Origin of the sequence: Streptomyces sp. NPDC057682, assembly GCF_042799575.1 — a bacterium.
GTDB lineage: Bacteria > Actinomycetota > Actinomycetes > Streptomycetales > Streptomycetaceae > Streptomyces.
This window is the reverse complement of sequence record NZ_JBHVIN010000001.1, coordinates 372306-398597: the sequence shown is the minus strand read 5'-3', so window position 1 is coordinate 398597 and position 26292 is coordinate 372306. Positions and strand designations below refer to the sequence as shown.

At 71.7% G+C, this 26292-nt stretch carries 21 protein-coding genes and 1 tRNA gene; 12 read left to right on the top strand and 10 right to left on the bottom strand.

Annotated features, from left to right (window positions below):
- Positions 1 to 43: 43 nt before the first annotated feature.
- From ACFVDM_RS01850 to ACFVDM_RS01820, 7 genes are all read left to right on the top strand, one after another.
- Positions 44 to 697, top strand: coding sequence for an SCO family protein (locus ACFVDM_RS01850; protein WP_383631587.1), 654 nt, complete (start codon positions 44 to 46; stop codon positions 695 to 697).
- Positions 694 to 1143, top strand: coding sequence for a copper chaperone PCu(A)C (locus ACFVDM_RS01845; protein WP_383631584.1), 450 nt, complete (start codon positions 694 to 696; stop codon positions 1141 to 1143). The genes ACFVDM_RS01850 and ACFVDM_RS01845 overlap by 4 nt, the downstream gene beginning before the upstream one ends.
- A 13-nt stretch (positions 1144 to 1156) precedes the next feature.
- Positions 1157 to 3211, top strand: a complete 2055-nt coding sequence (locus ACFVDM_RS01840) for a copper resistance protein CopC (protein WP_383631581.1) — start codon at positions 1157 to 1159, stop codon at positions 3209 to 3211.
- 8 nt (positions 3212 to 3219) lie between these two features.
- Positions 3220 to 4569, top strand: a complete 1350-nt coding sequence (gene efeB, locus ACFVDM_RS01835) for an iron uptake transporter deferrochelatase/peroxidase subunit (RefSeq protein ID WP_383631578.1) — start codon at positions 3220 to 3222, stop codon at positions 4567 to 4569.
- Positions 4570 to 4629: 60 nt separating this feature from the next.
- Positions 4630 to 5565, top strand: a complete 936-nt coding sequence (pheA, locus tag ACFVDM_RS01830; protein ID WP_383631575.1) for a prephenate dehydratase — start codon at positions 4630 to 4632, stop codon at positions 5563 to 5565.
- Positions 5566 to 6192: 627 nt separating this feature from the next.
- Entirely contained in the window at positions 6193 to 7482 is a 1290-nt protein-coding gene (serS, locus tag ACFVDM_RS01825; protein WP_383631572.1) for a serine--tRNA ligase, read from the top strand.
- Positions 7479 to 8276 carry an HAD family hydrolase gene (locus ACFVDM_RS01820; protein ID WP_383631569.1) on the top strand — a complete coding sequence of 266 codons (798 nt, stop codon included), beginning with the start codon at positions 7479 to 7481 and terminating at the stop codon, positions 8274 to 8276. The genes serS and ACFVDM_RS01820 overlap by 4 nt, the downstream gene beginning before the upstream one ends.
- Positions 8277 to 8304: 28 nt before the next feature.
- Here the strand turns inward: ACFVDM_RS01820 and ACFVDM_RS01815 are convergent.
- The 6 genes from ACFVDM_RS01815 to ACFVDM_RS01790 form a co-directional block, all read right to left on the bottom strand.
- Positions 8305 to 8392: transfer RNA gene (locus ACFVDM_RS01815), tRNA-Ser, on the bottom strand.
- Between the two features lie 315 nt (positions 8393 to 8707).
- Positions 8708 to 9403, bottom strand: a complete 696-nt coding sequence (locus ACFVDM_RS01810; protein WP_383631566.1) for a hypothetical protein — start codon at positions 9401 to 9403, stop codon at positions 8708 to 8710.
- 282 nt (positions 9404 to 9685) lie between these two features.
- On the bottom strand, positions 9686 to 10405 hold the full coding sequence (locus ACFVDM_RS01805) for an ABC transporter permease (RefSeq protein WP_383631563.1): 720 nt from the start codon (positions 10403 to 10405) through the stop codon (positions 9686 to 9688).
- 27 nt (positions 10406 to 10432) lie between these two features.
- Entirely contained in the window at positions 10433 to 11344 is a 912-nt protein-coding gene (locus ACFVDM_RS01800) for an ABC transporter ATP-binding protein (protein WP_383631560.1), read from the bottom strand.
- Positions 11341 to 12249 (bottom strand): ABC transporter permease, encoded by a 909-nt coding sequence (locus ACFVDM_RS01795; protein WP_383631557.1) that lies wholly within the window; start codon positions 12247 to 12249, stop codon positions 11341 to 11343. Before ACFVDM_RS01795 ends, ACFVDM_RS01800 begins: the two co-directional genes overlap by 4 nt.
- Entirely contained in the window at positions 12239 to 13228 is a 990-nt protein-coding gene (locus ACFVDM_RS01790; RefSeq protein WP_383632136.1) for an ABC transporter ATP-binding protein, read from the bottom strand. Before ACFVDM_RS01790 ends, ACFVDM_RS01795 begins: the two co-directional genes overlap by 11 nt.
- Before the next feature lie 305 nt (positions 13229 to 13533).
- Between ACFVDM_RS01790 and ACFVDM_RS01785 the strand changes: the two genes are divergently transcribed.
- The 4 genes from ACFVDM_RS01785 (at position 13534) to ACFVDM_RS01770 (ending at position 17854) form a co-directional block, all read left to right on the top strand.
- Positions 13534 to 14385 (top strand): M24 family metallopeptidase, encoded by an 852-nt coding sequence (locus ACFVDM_RS01785; RefSeq protein WP_383631554.1) that lies wholly within the window; start codon positions 13534 to 13536, stop codon positions 14383 to 14385.
- Positions 14382 to 16163: an SDR family oxidoreductase gene (locus ACFVDM_RS01780; RefSeq protein WP_383631551.1), complete on the top strand. Its 1782-nt coding sequence runs from the start codon at positions 14382 to 14384 to the stop codon at positions 16161 to 16163. The genes ACFVDM_RS01785 and ACFVDM_RS01780 overlap by 4 nt, the downstream gene beginning before the upstream one ends.
- Positions 16160 to 17131: a MerR family transcriptional regulator gene (locus tag ACFVDM_RS01775; RefSeq protein WP_383631548.1), complete on the top strand. Its 972-nt coding sequence runs from the start codon at positions 16160 to 16162 to the stop codon at positions 17129 to 17131. Before ACFVDM_RS01780 ends, ACFVDM_RS01775 begins: the two co-directional genes overlap by 4 nt.
- Before the next feature lie 180 nt (positions 17132 to 17311).
- Positions 17312 to 17854 (top strand): RNA 2'-phosphotransferase, encoded by a 543-nt coding sequence (locus tag ACFVDM_RS01770; RefSeq protein WP_383632133.1) that lies wholly within the window; start codon positions 17312 to 17314, stop codon positions 17852 to 17854.
- 16 nt (positions 17855 to 17870) lie between these two features.
- Here ACFVDM_RS01770 and ACFVDM_RS01765 read toward each other — a convergent pair whose 3' ends face one another.
- Positions 17871 to 18827: an LLM class flavin-dependent oxidoreductase gene (locus ACFVDM_RS01765; protein ID WP_383631545.1), complete on the bottom strand. Its 957-nt coding sequence runs from the start codon at positions 18825 to 18827 to the stop codon at positions 17871 to 17873.
- A 47-nt stretch (positions 18828 to 18874) separates the two neighbouring features.
- The gene (locus tag ACFVDM_RS01760) at positions 18875 to 19732 is read right to left on the bottom strand and encodes an isocitrate lyase/phosphoenolpyruvate mutase family protein (protein ID WP_383631543.1); all 858 of its coding nucleotides are present in this window, start codon (positions 19730 to 19732) and stop codon (positions 18875 to 18877) included.
- 343 nt (positions 19733 to 20075) lie between these two features.
- Here ACFVDM_RS01760 and ACFVDM_RS01755 point away from each other — a divergent pair, with 343 nt between their 5' ends.
- Positions 20076 to 20942: an HAD hydrolase family protein gene (locus ACFVDM_RS01755; RefSeq protein ID WP_383631541.1), complete on the top strand. Its 867-nt coding sequence runs from the start codon at positions 20076 to 20078 to the stop codon at positions 20940 to 20942.
- A 5-nt stretch (positions 20943 to 20947) separates the two neighbouring features.
- Here ACFVDM_RS01755 and ACFVDM_RS01750 read toward each other — a convergent pair whose 3' ends face one another.
- Together ACFVDM_RS01750 and cydD are read right to left on the bottom strand one after the other, a co-directional pair.
- Positions 20948 to 22654, bottom strand: a complete 1707-nt coding sequence (locus tag ACFVDM_RS01750; RefSeq protein ID WP_383631538.1) for a GAF domain-containing sensor histidine kinase — start codon at positions 22652 to 22654, stop codon at positions 20948 to 20950.
- 113 nt (positions 22655 to 22767) lie between these two features.
- Positions 22768 to 26292, bottom strand: coding sequence for a thiol reductant ABC exporter subunit CydD (gene cydD / locus ACFVDM_RS01745; protein ID WP_383631535.1), 3525 nt, complete (start codon positions 26290 to 26292; stop codon positions 22768 to 22770).

Sequence of the window (26292 nt, the reverse complement as noted above, 5' to 3'; positions counted from 1 at the left end):
TGCCCCACCCCCGTACCACCGACCCACCAGGAAACAGTGCTCCATGGTTAAGAAGTCTGTGCTGGCCGCGGCGCTCGTCGCCGTGGCGGCCCTCACCCTGTCCGCCTGCGGCGGAAGCGACGACGAGGGCAAGAAGCCGATCGCCGATGTCTCGGTGGAGGCGAAGACGAAGGCCGCGACGGTGCTCGACCAGCCGTTCACCAAGCCGAATCTCGTCCTCACCGACACCCACGGCAAGAAGTACGACCTGCGCGAGCGGACCAAGGGCAAGCCGACGCTCATCTACTTCGGCTACACCAACTGCCCCGACGTCTGCCCGCTCATCATGAGCAACATCGCGATCGCCAAGAAGTCGCTGCCCGAGGCCGACCGGGACAAGCTCCAGGTCGTCTTCGTCACCACCGACCCGGAGCGGGACACCCCGTCCTCGCTGGGCACCTGGCTCAAGGCCCAGGACCCCTCCTTCATCGGCCTGACCGGCGACTTCCCGACCATCCAGGCGGGTGCCCGGCAGATCGGCATCGGCATCGACGCGCCGAAGAAGGAGAAGGACGGCACCGTCGTCTCGATGCACGGCTCGCAGGTCATCGCGTTCTCCCCGAAGACCGACAAGGGGTACGTCCTCTACAGCGAGGACACCACGCCCGACGACTACACCAAGGACCTCCCCAAGCTCGTCGTGGGAGAGAACCCGTGACCCGCCGCACCGTCCTCGCCGGCGTCCTGGCCCTCTCCACCGGCCTGACGCTGGCGGGGTGCTCGTCCACGGACGGCACGCCGGACCTGAAGGTCGTCGGCGCGTTCATGCCCCAGCCCGTCAGCGACATGGCGGCCGGTTTCCTCGTCGTACGCAACAGCGGCGGCGCGGCCGACCGGCTCACCTCCGTCACCAGCCCGCTCTCGGACGAGGTCACCATCCACGAGACGAAGAACCAGGTCATGCGGATGGTGACGTCGTTCGACGTGCCCGCGGGCGGGGAGCTCGACCTCGAACGCGGCGGCAACCACATCATGTTCGCCAAGCTCAAGGAACAGCCCAAGCAGGGCGACACGGTGCCCGTGGAACTGCACTTCGAGAAGGCCGGCCCCCTCAAGGTCGACCTTCCCGTGAAGGAGACCACCCACAACCCGAAGAAGCAGTGAGGGACCGACGACCATGACAGCCACCGCCCCGTCCTTCGGGCCCTCCGCGCCACCGCGGCGCCGGCCGCTCGCCCTCGCCGGGCTCGCCGCCGCCCTGGCCGGCGCCGTGTTCGCGCTGCTGCTGGCCCTCGCGGGGCCCGCGTCGGCGCACGCCGCGCTGACCGGAAGCGATCCGCAGGACGGGACGGTGGTCGCCACCGCGCCCAAGGAGGTCACGCTGACCTTCTCCGAGCAGGTCGCCATGGGCAAGGGATCCATCAGGATCCTGGACCCCGACGGCAAGCGGGCCGACACCGAGGCCGCCCCGCGCGACCTGTCGGCCGGCTCCACCGTGAAGTACGGCGTCGCGCTGCACGCCGGACTCCCCGACGGCACCTACACCGTGGCCTGGCAGGCGGTCTCCGCCGACAGCCACCCGGTCTCCGGCGCCTTCACCTTCTCCATCGGGGCCCCCTCCGAGACCACCGTCGCCCTCCCGGACACCGAGGCCGGCGGCGGCCTCGTCGGCACGCTCTACGGCATCGCGCGCTACGCCGCCTACGCCGGATTCATCGTGCTCGCGGGCGGCGCCGCGTTCGTCCTGGCGTGCTGGCAGCGGGGAGCCGGTTCGCGCCCGCTCCAGCGGCTCGTCGTGCGCGGCTGGCTGACGCTCACCGCGGCAACCCTCGCCATGCTGCTGCTGCGCAACCCGTACACCGGTTCCGGCAAGCTCGGCGACGCCTTCGACCTCGACGGGCTGAAGGCCGTCCTCGACACCAAGCCCGGTGCGGCGCTCGTCTCGCGGCTGCTGCTGCTCGGTGCGAGCGCGCTGTTCGTCGCGGTGCTGTTCGGGGCGTACGCCAAGCGCGAGGACGCCCGCGAGAAGAAGGACCTCACCTTCGGGCTCGCCATCGGCGGCTCGGTCGTCGCCGCGGGCATCGCGGGCACCTGGGCCCTGGCCGAACACGCGTCGACCGGTCTCCAGTCGGGCATCGCCATGCCCGTCGACGTCCTGCACCTGCTCGCCGTGGCCGCCTGGCTGGGCGGGCTCGCGGCCCTGCTGATCGCGCTGTACCGCGCTCCGGACCTGCCCGCCTCCGCCGTACGGCGCTTCTCCGGCATCGCGTTCGGCAGCGTGCTCGTGCTCACCGCCACCGGGATCTACCAGTCCTGGCGCCAGGTCGGCACCTGGTCCGCGCTGACGGGCACGGGGTACGGGCAGTTGCTGATGGTCAAGGTCGGGCTCGTCGCCGTCCTGGTCGGCGTCGCCTGGATCTCCCGCCGGTGGACCGGGCGGCTGATCACGGGGGCGGATTCCGGTCCGGACGCGCGTACGGAGCCCGCGGCGGACGCGGAGACCCCGGCGGAGGCCCACCCGGACGCGTCGGAGGCGGACCCGGGCACGGCGGCCGATTCCGGCGCGCGGGCGGACGCGTCGTCCGGGCAGGGCCCGGCCGTCGTCGCGGAAAACGAATCGGTCTCCGAGGATCCCGCCGCGTCCGCGCCCGAGGACCCCGCGCGGGCCGCTCAGCTCGCCCGGCAGCAGGCCGCCGTGGCGACCGCCGAGAAGAAGCGGATACGCGACGCCGACCCGGACCGGTCCGGGCTGCGCCGCTCGGTCCTGGCGGAGGTCGGGGTGGCCGTGGCCCTGCTGGCGGTGACCACCGTCCTGACCTCGACCGAACCCGGCCGCACCGAGGAGGAGGCCCGTGCCTCGGCACCGGCCTCCAGCGCTCCCGCCGCGAATGGGCCGGTCGCCCTCTCCCTGCCCTTCGACACCGGCGGCCAGAACGGCAAGGGCACGGTCCGCATGGAACTGGACCCGGGGCGCCCCGGCGCCAACTCGGTCCACCTCTGGGTCGACGACGCCGGCGGGAAGCCCATGGACGTCCCCGAGGTGAAGCTGGCCTTCACCCTGAAGTCCAAGGACATCGGTCCGCTGCCCGCCGTCCCCGTCCGGCTGGCCGAGGGCCACTGGACCTCCAGCGGCGTCCAGATCCCCATGGCGGGCGACTGGAGCGTCGCGGTCACCGTCCGCACCTCGGAGATCGACCAGGTCACGGTCGACAAGAACGTGAAGATCGGCTGAGCACCACCGTGAGCACACAGAACGGAAAGACCCGTACCGGCGCCTCCGGGCCACGCGGCACGGACAGCGGAACCCCGGCGCCGGGCGGCGCCGGGGAGACGGCCGGCGCCCTCTCCCGGCGGCGGCTGCTCGGCACCGCCGGGGCGGCCGGCGCGGCCGGACTCGTCCTCGGGGCGGCCGGCGGTGCCACCGGCCATGCCCTGACCCAGGACGAGGAGCCGACCGCCCTCACCTCGGTCGGCTCCACCGAGGTGATGTTTCACGGGAAACATCAACCGGGGATCACCACCCCGCTTCAGGCCCGGGGCCATCTCATCGCCTTCGACCTGGCCCCCGGCGCCGGCCGCAAGGAGGCGGCGGCCCTGATGCGCCGCTGGTCGGCGACGGCCCAGCGGCTGATGGCGGGCGAACCCGCCACCGGGACGGCGGCCGACGGCACCGGCCACGACACCGGCATCGCGCTGGACGCCGGACCCTCCTCGCTGACCGTCACCTTCGGTTTCGGTGCCACCTTCTTCGAACGCACGGGCCTGGCGGACCGCCGTCCGCCGGGGCTCGACCCGCTGCCGCCCTTCTCCTCCGACCACCTCGACAGCGCGCGTTCGAACGGCGACCTCTGGGTGCAGATCGGTGCCGACGACGCGCTCGTCGCCTTCCACGCGCTGCGCGCCGTGCAGAAGGAGGCCGGATCGACGGCCACCGTGCGCTGGCAGATGAACGGCTTCAACCGCACCCCCGGAGCCACCGCCACGCCCATGACCGCACGCAACCTCATGGGCCAGATCGACGGCACCGGCAACCCGAAGCCCGCCGACAGCGACTTCGACCGGCGGATCTTCGTCCCCGCGCAGGCCGCCGACGCCCGGTACGCCTGGCTGGCGGGCGGTTCCTACGCGGTGGTCCGGCGCATCAGGATGCTGCTCGACGACTGGGAGAAGCTGTCGGTGGAGCGGCAGGAACGGGTCATCGGCCGGCGCAAGTCGGACGGCGCACCGCTCAGCGGCGGCACCGAGACCACCCCCATGGACCTCGACAGAGCGGGCCCCGACGGAAAGCTCCTGATCCCGGACAACGCGCACGCGCGGATCTCCTCGCCGGAGCGCAACAGCGGCGCGGCCATGCTGCGCCGCCCGTTCTCGTACCACGACGGGGTGGCCACGGACGGCACTCCGGACGCGGGGCTGCTCTTCATCTGCTGGCAGGCGGATCCGCTGCGCGGATTCGTCACCGTGCAGCGGAAACTCGACCGCGGCGACGCGCTGTCGCCCTTCCTCCGCCATGAGGCGAGCGGCCTCTTCGCGGTGCCGGGCGGGGCGGCGAAGGGGGAGTACGTGGGGCAGCGGCTCCTGGAGTCCTGAGCGGCGCGGGCGTTCGGCGTTCCGGGTCCTGGAGGTCCCCCCGCGCATTAGGGTGACGGTATGTCCGCCACGCGCTACGTCTATCTCGGCCCCGAAGGCACCTTCACCGAGGTCGCCCTCCGTACGCTCCCGGAGGCCGCCACCCGCGAGCTCGTCCCGATGGTGTCCGTGCCGGCTGCCCTGGACGCGGTGCGCAACGGCACGGCCGCCGCCGCCCTCGTACCGATCGAGAACTCCGTCGAGGGCGGTATCACCACCACCCTCGACCAGCTCACCAGCGGCGAACCGCTGATGATCTACCGCGAGGTGCTGCTGTCCATCACGTTCGCGCTGCTGGTGCGTCCGGGGACCAAGCTGTCGGACATCAAGACGGTCACCGCGCACCCGGCCGCGCAGCCGCAGGTGCGCAACTGGCTGGCGGCGAATCTCCCCCAGGCCGTCTGGGAGTCCGCCTCGTCCAACGCGGACGGGGCCCGGCTGGTGCAGGAGGGGCGGTACGACGCCGCCTTCGCGGGCGAGTTCGCGGCGGCGACGTACGGGCTCGAACCGCTGGTGACGGAGATCCACGACGCGGAGAACGCGCAGACCCGCTTCGTCCTGGTGGGCCGTCCGGCGCGCCCCTCGGCGCCGACGGGCGCGGACAAGACGTCGGTGGTGATCTGGCTCGGGGACGACCACCCGGGTGCGCTGCTCGAACTGCTCCAGGAGTTCGCGGTGCGCGGGGTGAACCTGATGCTGATCCAGTCCCGGCCGACGGGCGCGGGCATCGGCAACTACTGCTTCGCGGTGGACGCCGAAGGCCATATCGCCGACCGGCGGGTCGGGGAGGCGCTGATGGGGCTGAAGCGGATCTGCCCGAACGTGCGGTTCCTGGGCTCCTACCCCCGGGCCGGGGTGAGCCCGCAGGACGTGCGACCGCTCCGGGCGGGTACCTCGGACGCCGAGTTCACCGAGGCCTCCGACTGGCTCCTTCGCAATCAGGACGGCCGGGCCTGACCCCTCCTCGCAGGCGGCGCGCCGCTCCGCGTCCGCCTGCGGGACGCCGCCCGCACGGCCGGTGTGATCAGCCGATGGTCATCCGTGGAAAAGTTATCCACAGGTCGGCGGTTCGGCCTGGGGACAAGTCGACACCGCAAGGCGACATGGTCGACAAATCGGCCCACCCCGCCTGGACCGGCCCACAGGACGACAGGTCATCCGTTGTCAGTCGAATTCCCTTGATCAACTCTTTAGGGCGAGCAATTCCCACCCGAACGAGTGCGCGATCGGGGTTTGAACCGTGAATCCACGTACCTCAACCCCCTTTTCGGAATGATCTCCTCCATGTCCACAGACCTTCCTCACAGCCTGTGGATAACTTTCGCCGAGCTTCCACCCCTGTGGACAAGCAACGGCCAACTCCCCCTTCACCCAAGGCCGATGCGTCAAGACGCGCGGCCTTTCTGCCCCATTTAGGGGAAATGGATCTCTTTCTTGACGGGATCGCGCGCACCCTTGACGGGATCACGCGCACCGCGCCACAGAATCCCTCCCCAGCATTACCAATGCAGGCAATTCGGGCAAAGTGACACGCTTGGCTATATCGGTTCGAGTCGGGGAAGCCGACACCGGTAGCCTGGAGGGGTGATTGACCTTCGCCTGCTTCGTGAGGACCCCGACCGTGTTCGCGCCTCCCAGCGCGCCCGTGGAGAGGACGTCGGCCTCGTCGACGCCCTGCTCTCCGCCGACGAGCGGCGCAGGTCGTCCGGGGTTCGGTTCGACGAGCTCCGTTCCGAGCAGAAATCGCTCGGCAAACTCGTCTCCAAGGCCTCTCCCGAGGAGCGCGCCGAGCTCCTGCAGCGGGCCGAACAGCTCAAGGCCGACGTCAAGGCGGCCGACGCCGCCCAGGACGAGGCCGCCGAGGAGACCAGGAGCCTGCTGCTGCGGCTCGGCAACATCGTCCACGCGGACGTGCCGGTCGGTGGCGAGGAGGACTTCGTCGTCCTGGAGACCCACGGCACCATTCGCGACTTCGGCGCCGAGGGCTTCGAGCCCAAGGACCACCTGGAGCTCGGCGAGGCGCTCGGCGCGATCGACATGGAACGCGGCGCCAAGGTGTCCGGCTCGCGCTTCTACTACCTGACGGGCGTCGGCGCGCTGCTGGAGCTCGCCCTCGTCAACGCGGCGATCGCCCAGGCCACCGAGGCCGGCTTCGTCCCGATGCTCACCCCCGCGCTGGTCCGCCCGCGCGCCATGGAGGGCACCGGCTTCCTCGGCCAGGCCGCGGAGAACGTGTACCACCTGGAGAAGGACGACTACTACCTGGTCGGCACCTCCGAGGTCCCGCTCGCCGCGTACCACATGGACGAGATCATCGACGCGGACAAGCTGCCGCTGCGCTACGCCGGCTTCTCGCCGTGCTTCCGCCGCGAGGCCGGCACGTACGGCAAGGACACCCGCGGCATCTTCCGGGTCCACCAGTTCGACAAGGTCGAGATGTTCTCGTACGTCGACCCGGCGGACGCCGAGGCCGAGCACCAGCGCCTCCTGGACTGGGAGAAGCAGTGGCTCACCGCGCTGGGCCTGCCCTTCCAGGTCATCGACGTCGCCACCGGCGACCTGGGTGCCTCGGCGTCCAGGAAGTTCGACTGCGAGGCGTGGATCCCGACCCAGGGCAAGTACCGCGAGCTGACCTCCGCGTCCAACTGCGACGGTTTCCAGGCCCGCCGGCTCTCCGTCCGGATGCGGGACAACCGCGACGGCAAGAAGGTCCTCCAGCCGCTGTCCACGCTGAACGGCACGCTCTGCGCCGTCCCGCGCACGATCGTGGCGATCCTGGAGAACCACCAGCTCGCCGACGGTTCGGTACGGGTGCCCGAGGTGCTCCGGCCGTACCTGGGCGGACGCGAGCTGCTGGAGCCGGTCGCCAAGTGACCTTCCCGTACAAGCTCGTCGCGACCGACCTCGACGGCACGCTGCTGCGTGGCGACGACACGGTCTCCGGGCGCACACGCGACGCACTGGCCGCGGTCACCGCGGCCGGTGCGGCGCACATCATCGTCACCGGCCGGGCCGTCCCGTGGACCCGGCACATCCTGGACGACCTGGGCTACGAGGGCCTCGCGGTGTGCGGCCAGGGCGCGCAGGTCTACCACGCCGGAGAGCACCGGCTGCTGACCTCGCTCACGCTGGACCGCCAGCTCGCGGGGCTCGCCCTGTCCAAGGTCGAGGCCGAGGTCGGCCCGCTGGCCCTGGCCGCGAGCCGCGACGGGCTCGACGGCGAGGTGCTGGTCGGCCCCGGCTACCGCGTCCAGGAGGGACCGCTGCCGGCGCTCCCCGTGAAGGACGCCTCCGAGATGTGGTCCGCCCCGCTGAACAAGGTGTACATACAACATCCGGAGCTGGACGACGACGCGCTGGCGAAGGCCGCACGGGCGGCGGTCGGCAATCTGGTGGACGTGGTCATGGCCGGTCCGGGGGTCGTGGAGATCCTGCCGCTCGGCCTCAGCAAGGCGACCGGCCTGTCGCTGGCCGCGCGCCGGCTGGGCGTCAAGGCGGCGGACACCATCGCCTTCGGGGACATGCCGAACGACATCCCGATGTTCGCCTGGGCCCGGCACGGTGTGGCCATGGCCAACGCGCACGACGATCTGAAGGCCGTGGCCCACGAGATCACCGCGTCGAACGAGGACGACGGCATCGCGGTCGCCCTGGAGCAGTTGCTGTAGGAGCCGGTGGCCACGGCGGCCTCTTCGGCGGAGGATGCGCGGATCGAACGCGCGCGGGGTCAACGGCCCCGACGACGGCTTAGCAAGCCGCTGCCTTACCACTCGGCCAATCCTCCGGGAGGGCGGCCGCGCGCAGCGCGCGGAACGGCCGCCCCGGGCGAGCTGCGCGGAGCGGCGCGGCGGAGCAGTCGCTGACTACTCCGGCACCGGCTCGGGCACGCCCTGCGGGGAACTCGACGGACTCGGACTCTCGGTCATCGTCGCGCTCCTCTCCCGGTCTGTGGTGCCGCACCCGGCGGACGCCGGTCCGGCGTATGCCGTCTCCGTTCACTGTGCCCGGTGACTGGGGACCGGTGCCACCCAATATTCGACGAGCGCGCGATGAGCGCCCGGTGAACACGCGTCGGGACGGCACCGGCCACCGGGGCGTCTCAGCGGTTCCTGTTCCGGCGGTTGAGGTCCTTCAGGCCGCGGGCCAGCGCGTCCATCCGCCCGTCGAGCCGGGCGATGTCGTCGGACACCCCGGTCAGCCTGACGCTCATGGCGCCGACCACCTGATGCGTGACCTCAAGCCTCCGGTCGAGGCTGTCCAGTCGGTGCGACATCCGCCCGAGGACCGGCCCGAGCTCCTGCAGAGCGGCGCCCACACCGGCCAGGCAGCTTTCGACCCGGGTGACCCGGTGTTCGAGCGAGGCGTACCCCGCGCGCGCCTCCTGTTCGGCGTCGAGGAGATACGTACGGACGCATCGGGCGATGTCGCTGTCGCGAAGCAGCATGGCGACGTTGAGGACGGTCCTGCGGGTGAAGAGGCGCAGCTGGGTGGCTGCCTGTGGATAACCTTCACCCTCCTCACCACCCCATAGCGACATCATGTCGCTATGGAAGGACCGCAGCTCAGAGCCTCGGAGCACTCGCATGCCGTTCTCCGTGAACTCCTCCTGATGGCGGTCGGTCAGCCTCCTGACGGCGCCTGTGGATACTTCGAAGTACCGCGCCACGTCCTCGGTGCGAACGTGAATTCCGTCCGGGAGCATGACAAGGCTCTTCACCTTGTCGAGGGCGTCGACGCGCCCCATCTGTTCGATGCGCAGCGCGCGTGATTCGAGCAGGGCCACTTCCGTGGGCATGGGTGGATCTTCCTTCGTGAGGGAACGAACGGACGGCCCACTCCCCGGGCTTCAGGGGCGGAGGACGCTCACGGTTGCCACTCACTCATGGACCGACCGACGGGGCCACGGCCCCGCCGCATCGGCCTTCCTCGATTTCACGAAAGCCACGACGCCACGGATTCCAGGTGCCTCCACGCATCTGGAACAACGAGCCGATATCCGTACAGTCACGCGTAGGACTGTCCGATATGCGGAAACCCCCGTTCCGGAAGGAACGGGGGTTTCACGGGATCCGCGGTCTCACTCCTCGCCGGCGAGCTTCAGCGTGCGCAGCTTCTGGCCCGCGTACCAGGTCGCCACGACCGTGACCACGATCAGCAGCGCGGTCGCGGCCGGGAGGCCGACGTCGGAGGTGATGGTGCCGCCCCCGCCGGTCTTCTCGGCCAGCGCCAGCGACCACTGCTGGACGCTGAGGGTGCGCGCGCCGGGCACCAGACTGCCGAACAGGGCCTCCCACACCAGCGCGTACACGAGCCCGAGGACGACCGCGTGGCGGCTGACGGTGCCCAGCAGCAGGAAGAGCGCGCTGTACGCGATCGACGCGACCAGCGCCGCGATCGTGTAGGCCACCGCGATCTGCTGGCCGTTGCCGTTGAGGATCAGTCCGGCGATCATCGTCGGCACCGCCGAGAACACCATCGTCACCGCGATGGCCACGATCAGTTTGGTGAAGATGATCGTGGGACGTTTCACCGGCTTCGACAGCAGATAGACGATCGATCCGTCGTCGATCTCCGGGCCGATGGCCCCCGTACCGGCGATCACGCCGATCAGGGGCACCATGGTCGCGATGGCGAAACCGCCCAGGACGTCCGAGGCCACCTGGTCGTCCGCCCCCGCGAACGCCCGTACCGCGACCGCGATGACGATCAGCAGGGCGGGCAGGACGAAGAGGATGGCGGCCCGGCGCCGGCCGAGCAGGGCCCGGTAGGTGAGCCGGGCGACGGTGGGGTCGTACATGAGTCACCGCTCCTTTCAGGCCACTACTCAGGCCGCTACGAGATACGAGAAGACCGATTCGAGGGACTCGTCGGACGGGGAGACGGTCAGCAGGCGGATGCCCTGCTCACGCGCCACCTTGGGCAGCAGCGCGGTGAAGCGGCCGAAGTCGACGGCCTGGATCCGCAGGGCGTTCTCCCCGAGGTCGACCTCGATACCGGCCGTCGACGGATCGGCGATGAGCGCGGCGGCCAGGGCGCGGTCGTCGCTGGAGCGCACGAGATAGCGGTGCGGCCGGTCCGTCATCAGTCGGCGGATCCTGCGGAAGTCACCGGACGCGGCATGGCGGCCGGCCACGATCACCTCGATGTGCGAGGCGAGCTGTTCGACCTCTTCGAGGATGTGGGAGGAGAAGAGGACCGTGCGGCCCTCCGCCCCCATCTGCCGCAGCAGGTCCATGAGCTGCATCCGCTGACGCGGGTCCATACCGTTGAAGGGCTCGTCGAGCAAGAGCACGGAAGGGTTGTGGACGAGCGCGGAGGCCATCTTCACGCGCTGGCGCATGCCCTTGCTGTACGTCGAGATCTTGCGGTCCTGCGCGTACTCCATCTGGACCGTGGCCAGGGCGGCCGCCGCCTCGGCGTCCCCCAGACCGTGCAGTTCGGCGTTGGCCACCACGAACTCGCGCCCGGTGAGGAAGTCGTACATCCCCTCGCGCTCCGGCACGATCCCGATCTGCCGGTACACCGCCTCGTTGCGCCAGATCGGCTGTCCGTCGAGCGTGACCGCGCCCGTCGAGGGGGCGAGGAACCCGGCCATCATGTTGATCAGCGTGGACTTGCCGGCGCCGTTCGGGCCGAGCAGACCGGTGACGCCCGGCCCCACGGTCATGCTCACGTCGTTGACGGCGACCACATTGCCGAACCAGCGGGACGTGTGGTCGATCTCGATGGTGGTCACAGCCCGACCCTCCGGTAGCGGCGCATCAGCACGGCGTACGAGCCGGCGACGAGCGCGAGAACAACGATCAGGTAGACCGCCCCGGCCCCGGCCCCCGGGCCTTCCCCTCCGGGGAAGGCGGAGGTCGCGCCGAGGAACGCGGTCTGCACACCGTCGACGAGCGTGATCGGTGAGAAGAGCCCCAGCCACGGCACCGCGCCGGTGGATCCGGTGGACCAGGCGATGCCCTGGATGGTGCTGACCGCTCCGTAGGTGATGGTCAGCACGGCGATGACCGCGGCGACGCCGAAGCCGCGGCGCGGGGTGAGCGCGGCCATGACCAGGCCGAGACCGGCGAAGAGCACGGAGAGCAGGGCCACCGAGACCATCCCCTGGGCGAACCACTTGGTCTGGTCCGCGAAGTCGAACTTCCCCAGCAGCGCGCCCACGTACAGGATGACGAGCGGCGCGCCCGTGAGCACCAGCAGTGCCGTGACCATCGCGGCGAACTTGGCCAGCACGTAGTCGGCCCGCTCGATCGGCCGCGAGAAGTACAGCGGCACGGTCTTGAACCGGAGGTCCCTGGAGACCGACTGCGGTGCCTGCGCGGCCAGGAACAGGCCGATGACGGCCTGGAGGTAGATCGCGAACGAGGTGTACTTGACCGGCAGTTTCGTCGAGTTGGGGGTCGCGATCGCGACCGCCACGATGATCGCCGCCACCAGGCACATCACGCCGAACAGCAGCATGGGCAGCACCTTGGACTTGGCCGAGCGGCCGAGCCCGAAGGAACCGCGCAGCGACTGCGAGTACAGCGAACGCCGTGCGTAGGCGCGGCCGAGGCGCGGGCCGTCGTAGGCGCGGTAGCCGATGTTGTGGATCCGGGAGGTCTCGCTCCCGGTCGCGGCGCCGGTCTCAGTGCTCATCGCGACCGCTCCCCTTCTGCAGTACGGCTCCGGCCGGCACGGCCGCGGCGGGCGCCCGGTCGTGCGCCGCGGGCTCCCCCTCCGTGCGGAAGACCTCGGCGATGTGGTGACGGCGCTGTTCCATCCGGACGAGGCCCAGACCGAGATCCGCGACGCTGTCGCGCACCAGGTCGTACGTCTCCTCGCCCGTCGCCTCGACGAGCAGGATGTGGCCGGCCCCGGGCAGCCCCTGGGTGTCCAGTCCGTCGAGGCCGAGCAGGGTGACGCCCGCGCCGGCGAGGACCCGGCGCAGCGCGTCGGTGCCGTCGGGGTGGGTGTCGCTGTCGGTGACCTCGACCGCGAGGGTCGTGGTGGTCTGGGTGAAGTCGCTGGTGGAGCTGGAACGCAGCAGCGATCCGCCGTCGATGACGACGACGTGGTCGCAGGTGCGCTCCAGTTCGCCCAGGAGGTGGGACGTCACCAGGACCGAGATCCCGAAGTCGGTGTGGATGCGGCGGATGAGGCCGAGCATCTCGTCGCGTCCGACCGGGTCGAGACCGTTGGTCGGCTCGTCGAGGAGGACCAGCTGCGGGTCGTGGACCAGGGCCTGCGCCAGCTTCACGCGCTGCTTCATACCGGTCGAGTAGCCGCCGATGGGGCGGTAGCGCTCCTCGTAGAGCCCGACGTGCCGCAGCGTGTCCGCGGTCCGTTCACGGGCCGCGGTGGGCGGCAGACCGGACATCCGCGCCATGTGCACGACGAACTCGGTGGCCGAGACGTCGGGCGGCAGGCAGTCGTGCTCCGGCATGTAGCCGACCCGTTCCCGGATCGCGGCGCCGCTGGTGGCGACATCGAGCCCGAGCACCTCGGCACGGCCCTCGGTCGCGGGGGACAGACCCAGAAGGATCTTGATCAACGTGGACTTGCCGGCCCCGTTGGCGCCCACCAGCCCGGTCACACCCGGGCCGATGTCCAAGGAGAGCCGGTCAAGCGCGGTCACCCGGGGGAACCGCTTGCTCAGGCCTTCAGCCGCAATGACATTCACGTCATCGACGTTAGTGGCGCGGGCCACACCGGTCGTCAGACCTGGCGGCTGGATTCCCGTCAGACTCCAGACGTACGGCCCCGTAGGGGCACCCCACGAAGGAGGACACGGACCGGGCCCGGTGGAGCCGGCCGGCCGGGTCCGCAGCGGGGTTGTCCACAGGCCGGGCCCGACCCCTTGACGCAGCCGCCGGACATTGTCACATTCATCAGTGTCACGTTACGGGCACGTACCGCACACGGCAGGGAACGGACGGTGGCATGACTTCGCGCGTCTCGACCGAACAGGCCTCGGAGCTCCGGGGGTTCAGGGAAGTACAACGGCTCGCGTACGCCTGCGCGGAGGCGGTCGCCGCCCGGCTGCGGCCGGGGGTGACGGAGCGCGAGGCGGCGCGGATGCAGCGGACCTGGCTGCGTGAGCGCGGGGTGCGCGACTGGTTCCACCTGCCGTTCGCCTGGTTCGGCGACCGTACGGCGTTCGCCGGGTTCAAGGTGCCGCTGCAGTTCTTCCCCACCGACCGGCGGCTGGAGCCGGGGATGCCGTTCATCCTCGACATGGCCCCGGTCCACCGCGGCTTCACGGCGGACATCGGCTACTCGGGCTGTCTGGGGCCGAATCCGCTGCACGACCGGATGCTCGACGATCTGGCCGACCACCGGGAGCTGATCCTGCGCGAGGTGCGCGAAAGACGCCCGCTGCGCGAGATCTACGAGGACGTGGAGCGACTGATGATCCGGCAGGGCTATGCCAACCGGCACCGCGCCTATCCCTTCGGCGTCATCGCCCACAAGGTCGACCGCGTGAGTGAACGCCGTTGGTCGCCGCATGTGTTCGGGTTCGGCACACAGTCGCTGAAGGGCCTGCTGAGCGACGCGGTGCACGGGCACCGGGAGGGCTGGTCGCCGCTCTGGAGTCCGTACCGCTTCTCCGACCATCCGCCCCGTCCGGGATTGTGGGCGGTGGAACCGCATCTCGGATTCCGGGGCACCGGCGCGAAGTTCGAGGAGATCCTGGTCGTCACCGACTCCCGGGATCCCGAGGAGAGCGCCTTCTGGCTGGACGACGATCTGCCGCATGTGCGGCGCTGGGCCGAGGAGAGGGTGACGGCGTGAGTCCGCGAGGTCTGACCGGTGCGCGCGAGCGCACGGTGTCCACGGGCGGCATCGAGCTGTGCGTGGCCGAACTGGGCGACGGGACGCGCCCCACGATCGTGCTGGTGCACGGCTATCCGGACAGCAAGGAGGTCTGGACGGATGTCGCCGTGCGCCTGGCCGAGGAGTGGCACGTCGTGCTGTACGACGTCCGCGGTCACGGCAGGTCGACGGCGCCGACCCCGCTGCGCGGCGGTTTCACCCTGGAGAAGCTGACGGACGACTTCCTCGCCGTCGCCGACGCGGTGAGCCCGGACCGCCCGGTGCATCTGGTCGGGCACGACTGGGGTTCGGTGCAGTCCTGGGAGTTCGCCACCGTGGCCCGCACCGAGGGCCGCATCGCCTCCTTCACCTCGATGTCCGGCCCGTCGCTCGACCACTTCGGGCACTGGATCAAACGCCGGATGTCCCGGCCGACCCCGCGCCGGGTCGGCCAGCTGCTCGGCCAGGGCGCGAAGTCCTGGTACGTGTACATGCTGCACACGCCGGTGCTGCCGGAGCTGGCCTGGCGCGGACCGCTGGGCAAGCGGTGGCCGCGGATTCTGGAGCGTCTGGAGAAGGTGCCCGCGGGCGACTACCCCACCCCGTCCCTGCCCGACGACGCGGCGCACGGGGCATGGCTCTACCGCGACAACGTCCGCTCCCGGCTGCGCCGGCCGCGCCCCGACGCCTTCGCCCATGTCCCGGTCCAGCTGATCACCCCGACCGGTGACGTCTTCCTCTCGGAGGAGCTGTACGACGAACTCGACGCCTGGGTTCCCCGGTTGACCAGACGGGCCCTGCCCGCCAAGCACTGGGTGCCGCGCACCCGGCCGGACCAGCTGGCCTCCTGGATCGGCGAGTTCGTGAAGGCCAACGAGGCGGCGTCCGAGCCCGGTTCGCCCGTCCGGGAGACCGGGCCGAAGGGGGTGTACGCGGAGCGGTTCGCCGGACAGCTCGTGCTGGTGACGGGCGCGGGCAGCGGCATCGGGCGGGCCACGGCCTTCGCGTTCGCGGAAGCGGGTGCGCGGGTGGTGGCCGTGGACCGGGACGCGGAGGCGGCGCGGCGCACGGCGGAGCTGTCCGCGCTGATCGGCGCCCCGGCGGCCTGGGCCGAGACGGTGGACGTCGGCGACGAGCAGGCGATGGAGAAGCTGGCGGAGAAGGTCGCCGCCGAGTACGGGATCGTCGATGTGCTGGTCAACAACGCCGGGATCGGGCTCTCCGGGCCGTTCCTGGACACCACCTCCGAGCAGTGGCGGGAGGTCCTCGACGTGAACCTGTGGGGGGTCGTCCACGGCTGCCGGCTCTTCGGCCGGCAGATGGCCGAGCGCGGCCAGGGCGGCCACATCGTCAACACGGCTTCCGCCGCCGCCTATCAGCCGTCCCGGGCCCTGCCCGCGTACAGCACCTCGAAGGCCGCGGTGCTCATGCTCAGCGAGTGCCTGCGCGCCGAACTGGCCGAGAAGTCCATCGGGGTCAGCGCGATCTGCCCCGGCATCGTGAACACCACCATCACCTCGACGGCCCGGTTCGCCGGGGTCGACGCGGAGGAGGAGGCGCGGCTGCGGAAGCGGACGAGCAAGCTGTACGGGGCCCGCAACTATCCGCCGGAGAAGGTCGCCGACGCGATCCTGGACGCGGTGGTGCGCAATCGGGCGGTCGTGCCGGTGACGCCGGAGTCGCGTGCCGCCCGCTTCCTGTCGCGGGTCAGTCCGGGGGCGCTGCGCCGGGTGGCCCGGATGAAGCCGCCGCTGTGAGCGGGGGCGGGCCGGCGGCGGCCGGCCGGAGGGCCGCCGAGTACCGGATCGAGGACCTGGCGCACGCGAGCGGGGCCACGGTCCGCACCATCCGCGCCTATCAGGACCGGGGCCTGCTGCCGACCCCGGAGCGTCGGGGCCGGGCCAATGTGTACCGGGACACGCATCTGTCGCGGCTGCGGCAGATCGCCGATCTGCTCGACCGGGGCTACACCCTGGCCAGCATCAAGGAGTTGCTGGACGCCTGGGACACCGGCCGGGGCCTGGGCGGGGTGCTCGGACTCGTCGCCGAGGTGCACGGTCCGTGGACGGACGAGCGGGCGGACCGCGTCACCCGAGCGGAGTTGGAGGAGCGGTTCGGCGGGCGCCCGGACGACGAGGCGATCGCCGAGGCGGTGGACCTGGGTGTGCTGGAGAGGGTCCCGGGGCGCGCCGACGAGTTCCTGGTGCCGAGCCCCCAGGAGCTGGCCGTGGCCGTGGAGTTGTTCGGGGCCGGGGTGCCGCTGAACGCGATCTCCGGGCATCTGAGGGAACTTCGCGGCCAGGTCGAGCAAATAGCCTCACGCTTCCTCGAATTCACGACCGAGCATGTTTTCGCCCGCTATCTCGGGCATCGCCCGCCGACGGACGCGGACGCGGCGGAGGCAGCCTCGATGGTGCGGCGGCTGCGCCCGCTGGCGCAGCAGACCGTGGACGCCGAACTGGCCAGGGCGATGCGGACGTTCGCGACCCGCCATCTGGAGCACCATCTGACGACGGAGGGCCCGTTCACGTCGGACTCCGCGGGGCCGCCGCCCGTCTCGGTGCCCCTGCCGCCGGAGACAATCAGCGCCGTGGAGAGCCTGGTTGGTCGGGAGAACGCTGCGGCCTTCATCGCGGCGGCCGCGGAACGCGAGGTACAGACAAGGACATTGGACTCACTTGCCGCATCTCACGCAAAGAACAATAAAGTTGATCAAGTCAATTGATCTGCGCAGTCGTTGTCCACAGAATCGCCAAATTACCTGTGGATAACCCTAGTTGGCTGTGGATCAAACCTGTGGACAGAAATTGCTCACGCGAAGAACGCGCGAGCATCGCCCGGCCGCCAAATCCGGATGCGGGGAACGGGGACCACCCGCCACTCTGAGTCCATGAGCGAACATCTCATGGATGAAAGACGCACCGTCAAGGTGTCCAAGTACCTCTCGAAACACCTGCGCCATCAGCCCGAACGGATCGGGATCACGCTGGACGCCCACGGATGGGTGGCCATCGACGACCTGCTGAAGGCCCTGGCCCGCCACCGGGTCCCGCTGACCCGGGCGGAGCTCGACCACGTGGTGGCGACGAACGACAAACGGCGCTTCGCCATCGAGGGCGACCGCATCCGGGCCAGCCAGGGCCACACCGTGGACGTGGACCTGGGGCTGCCACCGGCCGAACCGCCCGCGTACCTCTACCACGGCACGGTCGCCCGGTTCCTGGAGCCGATCCGGGCGGAAGGGCTGCGCCCCATGAATCGGACACACGTCCATCTCTCGCCCGACCGCGAGACCGCGACGCGCGTCGGAGCACGCCGCGGCCGACCTGTGGTGCTGTCCGTGGACGCGCGCGCCATGCACGGCCAAGGACATGTCTTCCGGGTCAGCGCCAACGGCGTATGGCTCGTCGACGCGGTACCCCCGCGATTCCTGCGCCTCCCGGGCTGAGCCGGGTCCCGGCGCCCTACCCGGCGAGCTGGTCGAGCCCCCGGGTGACGATCTCCTCGAAGAGCTTCTGGTCCGCCACCGCCGCGCTGAACTCCGGGCTTCCGGCGGGCACGGGGGCGTGGATCACGATCTCCGTGAACCCCAGCTCCGCGTGCCGTCCCGCGAAGTCCACGAACGCGTCCACGGAGGCGAACGGGCCCAGCCGGCCTCCGGTGAGGTCCGGATTGAACTCCGGGGTGAAGCCCGTGAGAAGGATCTTGTCGAGTTCGTCCACGTCCCGGCCGATGTCACCGCACGCCTTGCCGAGGCGGGTGATCTGCCCCCGGAGCGCGTCGAGCGACTCCGCCGCGCTGCCCGCCTCGTACAGCTTCGGATCGCCCGTGGTCACCCAGGCCTGTCCGTACCGGGCGGCGAGCCGCAGCCCGCGCGGCCCGGTGGCGGCGACCGCGAACGGCAGGCGCGGAAGCTGCGCGCAGCCCGGCAGGTTGCGCGCCTCCGTGGCCGCGTAGAACGTCCCCTCGGAGGTCAGCCCTGCGGGTTCGCGGAGCAGCTCGTCGAGCAGCGGGACGAACTCGCCGAATCGGTCGGCACGTTCACGCGGCGTCCAGGGTTCCTCGTCGGCCCGTCGGAGGGTCGACGCGTCGAAGCCGTTGCCCCCGGCGCCGATACCCAGCGTGACACGCCCGCCGGAGACGTCGTCGAGCGAGATCAGCTCCTTGGCCAGGGTGACCGGGTGGCGGAAGTTCGGCGAAGTGACCAGGGTGCCCAGACGGATCGTCCCGGTCACCGCCGCGGCGGCGGTCAGCGTCGGAATCGCGCCGAACCACGGCCGGTCGCGGAAGGCACGCCAGGACAGATGGTCGTACGTGTACGCGGCGTGCAGCCCCAACTCCTCGGCACGCTGCCACTTCGCCCGTCCGCCCTCGTGCCAGCGGTCGACGGGAAGGATCACGGTGCTCAGACGCGGGCTCATGGGGCGAGCCTACGTCGAGCGCCCCGGGAGCCCCACCGGAGCGGCAGTCACTGCCCCGGGCCGGGCACCCGGGTCATCCAGCGGTTCACGTCGCCATAGGGCGGGGCATCCGCGGTGAAGCCGAAGGTGCCGTGGTCGAGCACCTCGTGGGCCGCCCGGACGAGGCCGCCGAGCGCGGCACGGAAGAAGGACGAACCGATGCTGATCCGGCGGACCCCGCAGGCGGCGAGCTCGGAGACGCTCAGGGCGGGCTGCTGACTCCCGGCCAGCACGTTGACCGGCTTGCCGACCGACGTACAGACGGCCCGTACGGCCTCGGCGGAGGGCAGCGCGGGTGCGTACAGCACATCGGCGCCCGCCTCCTCGTACGCCTGGAGGCGGCGGATCGTATCGTCCAGGTCGGGGCGCCCGTAGAGGAAGTTCTCGGCACGGGCGGTGACGGTGAACGGGAACGGCAGCGCCCGCGCGGCCTCCACCGCCGCCGCCACTCGGTCCACGGACTCGGCGAGGGAACGCACCGGATCGTCGGCCAGCCCGGTCGCGTCCTCGATCGAGCCGCCCACCAGCCCCACGCCCCCGGCGGCCGCGAAGGTCTCGGCCACCCCGTCCGGTGTGGCCGCGAAGCCGCTCTCCAGATCGGCGGAGACGGGCAGGTCCGTGGCCTCCACGATCTCCCGTGCGTTGGCGATCACCGTGGCACGGTCCAGCCCGTTGGCCCCGTCGGGGCGGCCCAGGGTCACCGCGAGGCCGGCGCTGGTGGTGGCCAGGGCCGGAAATCCCAGGCCCGCCAGAATGCGGGCGGTTCCGGCATCCCAGGGATTGGGGACGACGAAGGCACCCGGTCCCTGATGGAGGTCCCGGAACGCGGCGCCCCTGCGTCGAAGATCCTGAACAGACGGTCGCACTACCGCACCCCTCGCACTCTCGGCACCGTGGGCCGGTGCCTCGCCGACGCCGCGGAAGGCGCCCGCGCCGCGCGTCCGGCCCTCCGTGGTTTCACGTGAAACCCAGCCAGGGGCAGTCAAACAGACGGCGACGGACCCAGGTGGAAATCCGGCCAGAGAAACGGGGGAACGACGTCGCGACACCCTTCGCCCGACCGGTCTCCCGCCCCTCCCCGCAGGAGTTCCGAGAGCATCCGTAACACCTCTGGCATATTCCTTAGTCATACCCGCTGTTCAGCGGTGCGCGCACTCAGATGGGCGCCCCTCCGCACGCCCGTGCACCCGCGTACGCGAGAATGGAACGGTGACCTCAGCTACCGAACAGCCTGTTCCAGCCGCTCCCCGGCTGATCGCCACCGACCTGGACGGCACCCTTCTGCGGGACGACAAGACCGTCTCGGAGCGCACGGTCGCGGCACTCGCCGCCGCCGAGGAGGCCGGGATCGAGGTCTTCTTCGTCACGGGCCGCCCCGCCCGCTGGATGGACGTCGTCAGCGACCATGTGCACGGGCACGGTCTGGCGATCTGTGCCAACGGCGCCGCGGTCGCCGATCTGCACGACGGGGGCCGGCTGCTGAAGGTCCGGGACCTGGAGCGGGCCATCGCCCTGGACGTCGTGCACACCCTGCGCGCGGCGGCCCCCGGCACGGCGTTCGCGGTCGAACTGGCCACCGGGATCCACTACGAACCGGCCTATCCGCCCTTCCACCTCGACCCCGGGGCCACGATCGCCATCGCAGAAACGCTCCTTCACGAGGCGGTGGCCGGCGCCGGCGCCCCCGTACTGAAGCTGCTGGCCCACCACGGAGCGCTGGCCCCCGACGATTTCCTCGCCCTGGCGCACGGCGTGGCAGGTGACCGCGCCTCGTTCACCCGGTCCAGTCCGACGGCACTTCTGGAGGTCAGCGGCCCAGGCGTCTCCAAGGCCAGCACGCTGGAGCTGTGCTGTGCCGAGCGCGGGATCTCCTCCGCCGAGGTCGTCGCCTTCGGCGACATGCCGAACGACGTGGAGATGCTCCGCTGGGCGGGCAGCTCGTACGCCATGGGCAACGCCCATCCGGCCGCGCTCGCCGCCGCCTCCGGCCGTACGGCCACCAACAACGAGGACGGCGTCGCCCTCGTCATCGAACGGATCGTCGCCGAACGCACCCGGGCGCACGCGGAACGCTGACGGACTCACAGGGGTGCCTGCCACACCACGGTCGTCCCCCCGCCGCCCTCCCCGATCCCCGGTTCGAACCAGCTGGACCCGCCGAGCGACTCCGCCCGGCGGGCCAGGTTCCGCAGCCCACTGCGCCGGCCGCCCTCCGGGATGCCCACCCCGTCGTCGGCGACCGAGAGCCGGACCGCGTCCCGCCCGTCCGGCAGGGTCGCGGTCGCGTCCACCACCACGTCGATCCGGGCGGCGTCGGCGTGCCGGAAGGCGTTGGACAGCGCCTCCCGGAGCGCGGCGATCAGGTTCTTCCCGGTCAGCTCGCCCACCAGGGCGTCGACCGCGCCGATGAAGCGGTGCCCCGGCTTGAAACCCAGCGGGACGGCCGCCATGTTGATCTCGCGCAGCACCCGGGTGCGCAGCCCCGAGGGCGCCTCGGCCGGTTCCTGCTGGAGCGCGAAGATCGCGGTGCGGATCTCCTGGATGGTCACGTCGAGCTCGTCGACCGCGCGGCCCACCCCCGTCCGCACCTCCGGCACGTCCGACCGGCGCTGAGCGCTCTCCAGCATCATCCCGGTGGCGAACAGCCGCTGGATGACCAGATCGTGCAGATCGCGGGCGATCCGGTCGCGGTCCTCGTAGACGGCCAACCGCTCCCGGTCCCGCTGGGCCTCCGCCATCATCAGGGCCAGAGCGGCCTGCGAGGCGAACTGTGTGGCCAGGGTGCGCTCCGCCTCCGTGAACGGCCGCCCGCCCCGGGCCCGCGGGGTGGCCAGGGCGCCGAGCACCCGGCCGCCGCTCTGGAGCGGAAGCAGCATGCTCGCGCCGAAGCGGTGCGCGAGATCGGAGACGATGCGCGTGTCGGTGGCCGCGTCGTCGATGAAAACGGCCTCGCCGTCGAGCAGCTTCGACACCACCGGACTGTGCGCCGGAAAGATCGTCCCGAGGGACGCCGAGGGTTCCTCGCCGGACACGGCGACGATCTCCAGGCCCCCGTCCGCGGCCGGCAGCAGCACGATGCCGGAATCCGACCCGGCGAGGCGGCGGGCCTGCTCGGCGACGACCGACAGCGCGTCGTCCGCGTCGCCGCCGGAGAGCAGCGCGGTCGTCACGGCCACCGAGCCGTCGATCCATCGCTCGCGCTGCCGGGCCGCCTCGTAGAGCCGGGCGTTGCCGATGGCGATGCCCGCCTCGGTGGCCAGCACCCGGACCATGTGCAGGTCGTAGTCGTTGAACTCCTGCCCACCGGCCTTCTCGGCCAGATAGAGGTTGCCGAAGATCTCGCCCTGGACCCGGATCGGTACGCCGAGGAAGGTCCGCATCTCCGGGTGGCCCGGTGGGAAGCCGGCACACCTCGGGTCGGTGGTCAGATCCGCGAGCCGCACCGGGCGCGGGTCGTGGATGAGGGCGCCGAGCAGCCCCCGGTGCCCGTCCGGGCGGCGGCCGATCCGGCGCGCCACTTCGTCCGAGACCCCGTAGGTGACGAAGTCGGACAGCCCGTCGCCGTCCGCGTCCACGATGCCGATGGCCGCGTACCGGGCATGGGCGAGTTCGGCGGCGGTCTCGCAGATCCGGTCGAGCGTCGAGTGCAGTTCGAGGCCCGTGCCCACCGAGCGCATGGCTTCGAGCAGCCTCGGCACCCGGGCGGTCAGTTCCGTGGACAGGCCCTGGAGGCTGCGGGTCGCCTCCGTGGCGGCGTCGAGCGAGTGATGCGGATCCTGCTCTGCCATACCCAGAGCGTAGTTAGTCCTATTTCGTGGGGAAAGTCGAGTCGCGGGGGCCGCCCGGTGGCGGAGCGGCCCGGGGCACGCGATCGCACCGCCGCCGGACCGGGGCCGCGCCCTCAGCCGCCCGCGCCCACCATCCGGCCCCGGGTGCCCTCGGTCTCCCGCTCGCGCTCCCGCATCCGGCGCAGCGGACCGTCCACCTCCGCGAGCACCTCGTACGGCCCGCGCTGCACGATCACGCCCGCCTCCAGCACCAGCACCTCGTCGACGGCCTCCAGACCGGCGAGCCGGTGCGTGATCAGTACGGTCGTACGGCCCCGGGTCGCAGCCAGCAGGTCCGCCGTCAGGGCGTCGGCCGTCTCCAGGTCCAGATGCTCGGCCGGCTCGTCCAGGACCAGCACGGGGAAGTCCGCGAGCAGGGCCCGTGCCAGGGCCAGCCGCTGGCGCTGGCCGCCCGAGAGCCGGGCACCGTGCTCCCCCACCAGCGTGTCCAGGCCGTCCGGCAGCGCCTCCGCCCAGTCGAGCAGCCGGGCCCGGCCGAGGGCCGCGCGCAGTTCGGCGTCGGTCGCCCCGGTCCGGGCCAGTCGCAGGTTCTCGCGGATCGAACTGTCGAAGATGTGGGCGTCCTGGGCGCACAGGCCGACGAACCGCCGGACGGTGTCCCCGTCCAGCCCGGCCGCCTCCACCCCGCCGATCCGGTAGCTTCCGGCCCGCGCGTCCAGGAAGCGGAGCAGGACCTGGGCCAGGGTGGTCTTGCCCGAGCCGGAGTGGCCCACGACGGCGATGCGCCGGCCCTCCTCCAGGGTCAGGTCGACGGCCTCCAGCGCGTCCCGCGCGGCACCCGGGTAGCGCGCCGACAGCCCCCGCACCTCCACCGGGAACGGCGAGGCGGGGGCTTCCGCCGGGGTGACCGGTTCACGGACCGGTTCCGGCGCGTCCAGCACCTCGAAGACCCGCTCGGCACTGCGCGCGACCCGCTGCCGGTACTGCACGGCGAGCGGCAGACCGGCGACGGCCTCGAAGGCGGCCAGCGGGGTGAGGACGACCACGGCCAGCTCCACCCCGGCGAGCCGCCCGTCCGCCACGGCCGGCAGCGCGACGAGGGCGGTGCCGACGACGGTGAGACCGGCGATCAGCGCCCCGAGCCCGCCACCGAGCGCGGTGGCGGTCGCCGCCCGTGAGGCGATCGTGGTCAGGACGGCATCGGCCCGGCGGGTCCGCTCCAGGCGCCCCGGGAGCGCTCCGGCGACGGTCAGTTCCGCGGTGCCGCCGAGCAGATCGGTGACCCGGGTGGCCAGGTCGGCGCGGGCGGGCGCCAGCCGTCGTTCCGCGGCGCGGGCGCAGGCCCCGCTGACGAGCGGGACGCCCGCTCCCGCCAGCAGCAGACCGGCGGCCAGGACGAGGCCCGCCTCCGGCAGCAGCCAGCCGGTGAACCCGGCCGCGCCGACCCCCACGGCCACGGCGGTCCCCACCGGGAGCAGCCAGCGCAGCCAGTAGTCCTGGAGGGCGTCCACATCGGCGACGAGCCGGGAGAGCAGATCCCCGCGCCGGGTGCGCCGCAGCCCGGCCGGGGCGATCCGCTCCAGACCTCGATAGACGGACACCCGCAGGTCGGCGAGCATCCGGAGCACGGCGTCGTGCGAGACGAGGCGCTCGGCGTAGCGGAAGACCGCCCGTCCGATACCGAAGGCGCGGGTCGCCGTCACCGCCACCATCAGATAGAGCACCGGGGGCTGCTCGGAGGCTCGGGAGATCAGCCAGCCGGAGACAGCCATCAGGCCGACCGCGGAACCGAGCGCCAGACTTCCCAGCAGCAGGGCGAGCAGCAGCCGGCCGCGCTGTGCGCCGGCCGCCTCCCGGACCCGGGTGAGGACATGGCCGGTGTGTGCTGCGGCCTCCCTCGGCACCTCCGCCTCGGGGGCCGTGTCAGGCACCGCGAGGGGCCCGTGCGCGGTACCGGTGCCGGTCGTGGCCGCCGGGTGCGGCGGCGGGGGCGCGGCCGCGGTCCGGGCCGGTTCCAGGGTCACCACCCGGTCGGCGACCGCCAGCAGGGCCGGTCGGTGCACCACCAGCAGGACGGTCCGGCCGACGGCCAGCCTCCGTACCACCTCGACGATGCCCGCTTCGGTCTCGCCGTCCAGGCTCGCGGTCGGCTCGTCCAGCAGAAGCAGCGGACGGTCGGCGAGGAAGGCACGGGCGAGGGCGAGCCGCTGGCGCTGTCCGGCGGAGAGCCCGGCGCCGTCCTCGCCGAGCAGGGTCCGGGTGCCTTCCGGGAGCCGGGCGACGAAGTCCTCGGCGCCCGCGTCGCGCAGGGCGGCCGCCACGGCGTCGTCGTCCGCGTCGGGCCGGGCGAGACGGACGTTGTCCGCGAGGGTGCCCGCGAAGAGATGCGGACGCTGGGGCACCCAGGCGATGTGCTCGCGCCAGCGTTCGGGGGAGAGGCAGGCCAGATCGGCCCCGCCGACACGTACCCGTCCCTCGTCGGGGGCGGTGAATCCGAGCACCACGTTCAGCAGGGTGGACTTGCCGACGCCGCTGGGGCCGACGAGGGCGACGGTCTCCCCCTCCTCGACCACCAGGGACGCCGAGGAGAGCGAGGGCTCGGTACGTCCCGCGTGGCGCACCGTCACGTTCTCCAGTTCCAGCCGCAGGGAGGTCGGCGCCCCGGCCGTACCGCCGGCGGGCGGCTCGGTCTCCAGGACGGCGAAGATCTCCTCGGCGGCCGAGAGCCCCTCGGCCGCCGCGTGGTACTGCGCCCCGACCTGCCGCAGCGGCAGATACGCCTCGGGGGCCAGGATCAGCACCACCAGGCCGGTGTAGAGGTCCAGTTCGCCGTGGACCAGCCGCATACCGATGGTGACGGCGACCAGGGCGACCGAGAGCGTCGCCAGGAGCTCCAGCGCGAACGAGGACAGGAAGGCGATCCGCAGGGTGCGCAGGGTCGCCCGGCGGTACTGGGAGGTGATCGTGCGGATGGACTCCGCCTGCGCCTTGGCCCGGCCGAAGACCTTCAGCGTCGGCAGCCCCGCGACGACGTCGAGGAAGTGCCCGGAGAGCCGGGAGAGCAGCCGCCACTGGCGGTCCATCCGCGACTGGGTGGCCCAGCCGATGAGAATCATGAAGAGCGGGATGAGCGGCAGGGTGACGACGATGATCGCCGCCGACACCCAGTCCTCGGTGACGACCCTGGCCAGGACCGCCACCGGCACCACCACGGCCAGTCCGAGCTGGGGCAGATAGCGGGCGAAGTAGTCGTCGAGCGCGTCGATCCCCCGGGTCGCGAGCGCCACCAGCGAGCCCGTGCGCTGCCCGCCGAGCCAGTCGGGGCCGAGTTCCGCCGCCCTGGCCAGCAGACGGCCGCGCAGTTCGGACTTGACCGCCGCCCCGGCCCGGTGGGCGGCCAGTTCGGTGAGCCAGGAGACCATCGCCCGGCCCAGCGCGACCGCGGCCAGCAGCAGGAGCGGGGTGCGCAGTCCCGAGACGGTGAGACCGTCCTCGAAGCCGCCCACCACCACCTCGGCCACCAGCATGGCCTGGGCGATGACCAGGGCGGCCCCGGCCCCGCCGAGGACCACCACGGCCGCCAGGAAGCGGCGGGTGGCACGGGCGTGGTGGAGCAGTCGTGGATCGATCGGTTTCAC

Bases quoted from the DNA above. Each gene is read 5' to 3' on its own strand.
- pheA (WP_383631575.1), top strand. From the start codon at position 4,630: ATGTCCGCCACGCGCTACGTCTATCTCGGCCCCGAAGGCACCTTCACC.
- ACFVDM_RS01765 (WP_383631545.1), bottom strand. From the start codon at position 18,827: ATGAGCCCGCGTCTGAGCACCGTGATCCTTCCCGTCGACCGCTGGCAC.
- ACFVDM_RS01850 (WP_383631587.1), top strand. From the start codon at position 44: ATGGTTAAGAAGTCTGTGCTGGCCGCGGCGCTCGTCGCCGTGGCGGCC.
- ACFVDM_RS01770 (WP_383632133.1), top strand. From the start codon at position 17,312: ATGGATGAAAGACGCACCGTCAAGGTGTCCAAGTACCTCTCGAAACAC.
- ACFVDM_RS01785 (WP_383631554.1), top strand. From the start codon at position 13,534: ATGACTTCGCGCGTCTCGACCGAACAGGCCTCGGAGCTCCGGGGGTTC.
- ACFVDM_RS01795 (WP_383631557.1), bottom strand. From the start codon at position 12,249: ATGAGCACTGAGACCGGCGCCGCGACCGGGAGCGAGACCTCCCGGATC.
- ACFVDM_RS01805 (WP_383631563.1), bottom strand. From the start codon at position 10,405: ATGTACGACCCCACCGTCGCCCGGCTCACCTACCGGGCCCTGCTCGGC.
- ACFVDM_RS01840 (WP_383631581.1), top strand. From the start codon at position 1,157: ATGACAGCCACCGCCCCGTCCTTCGGGCCCTCCGCGCCACCGCGGCGC.
- ACFVDM_RS01750 (WP_383631538.1), bottom strand. From the start codon at position 22,654: ATGGCAGAGCAGGATCCGCATCACTCGCTCGACGCCGCCACGGAGGCG.
- ACFVDM_RS01810 (WP_383631566.1), bottom strand. From the start codon at position 9,403: ATGCCCACGGAAGTGGCCCTGCTCGAATCACGCGCGCTGCGCATCGAA.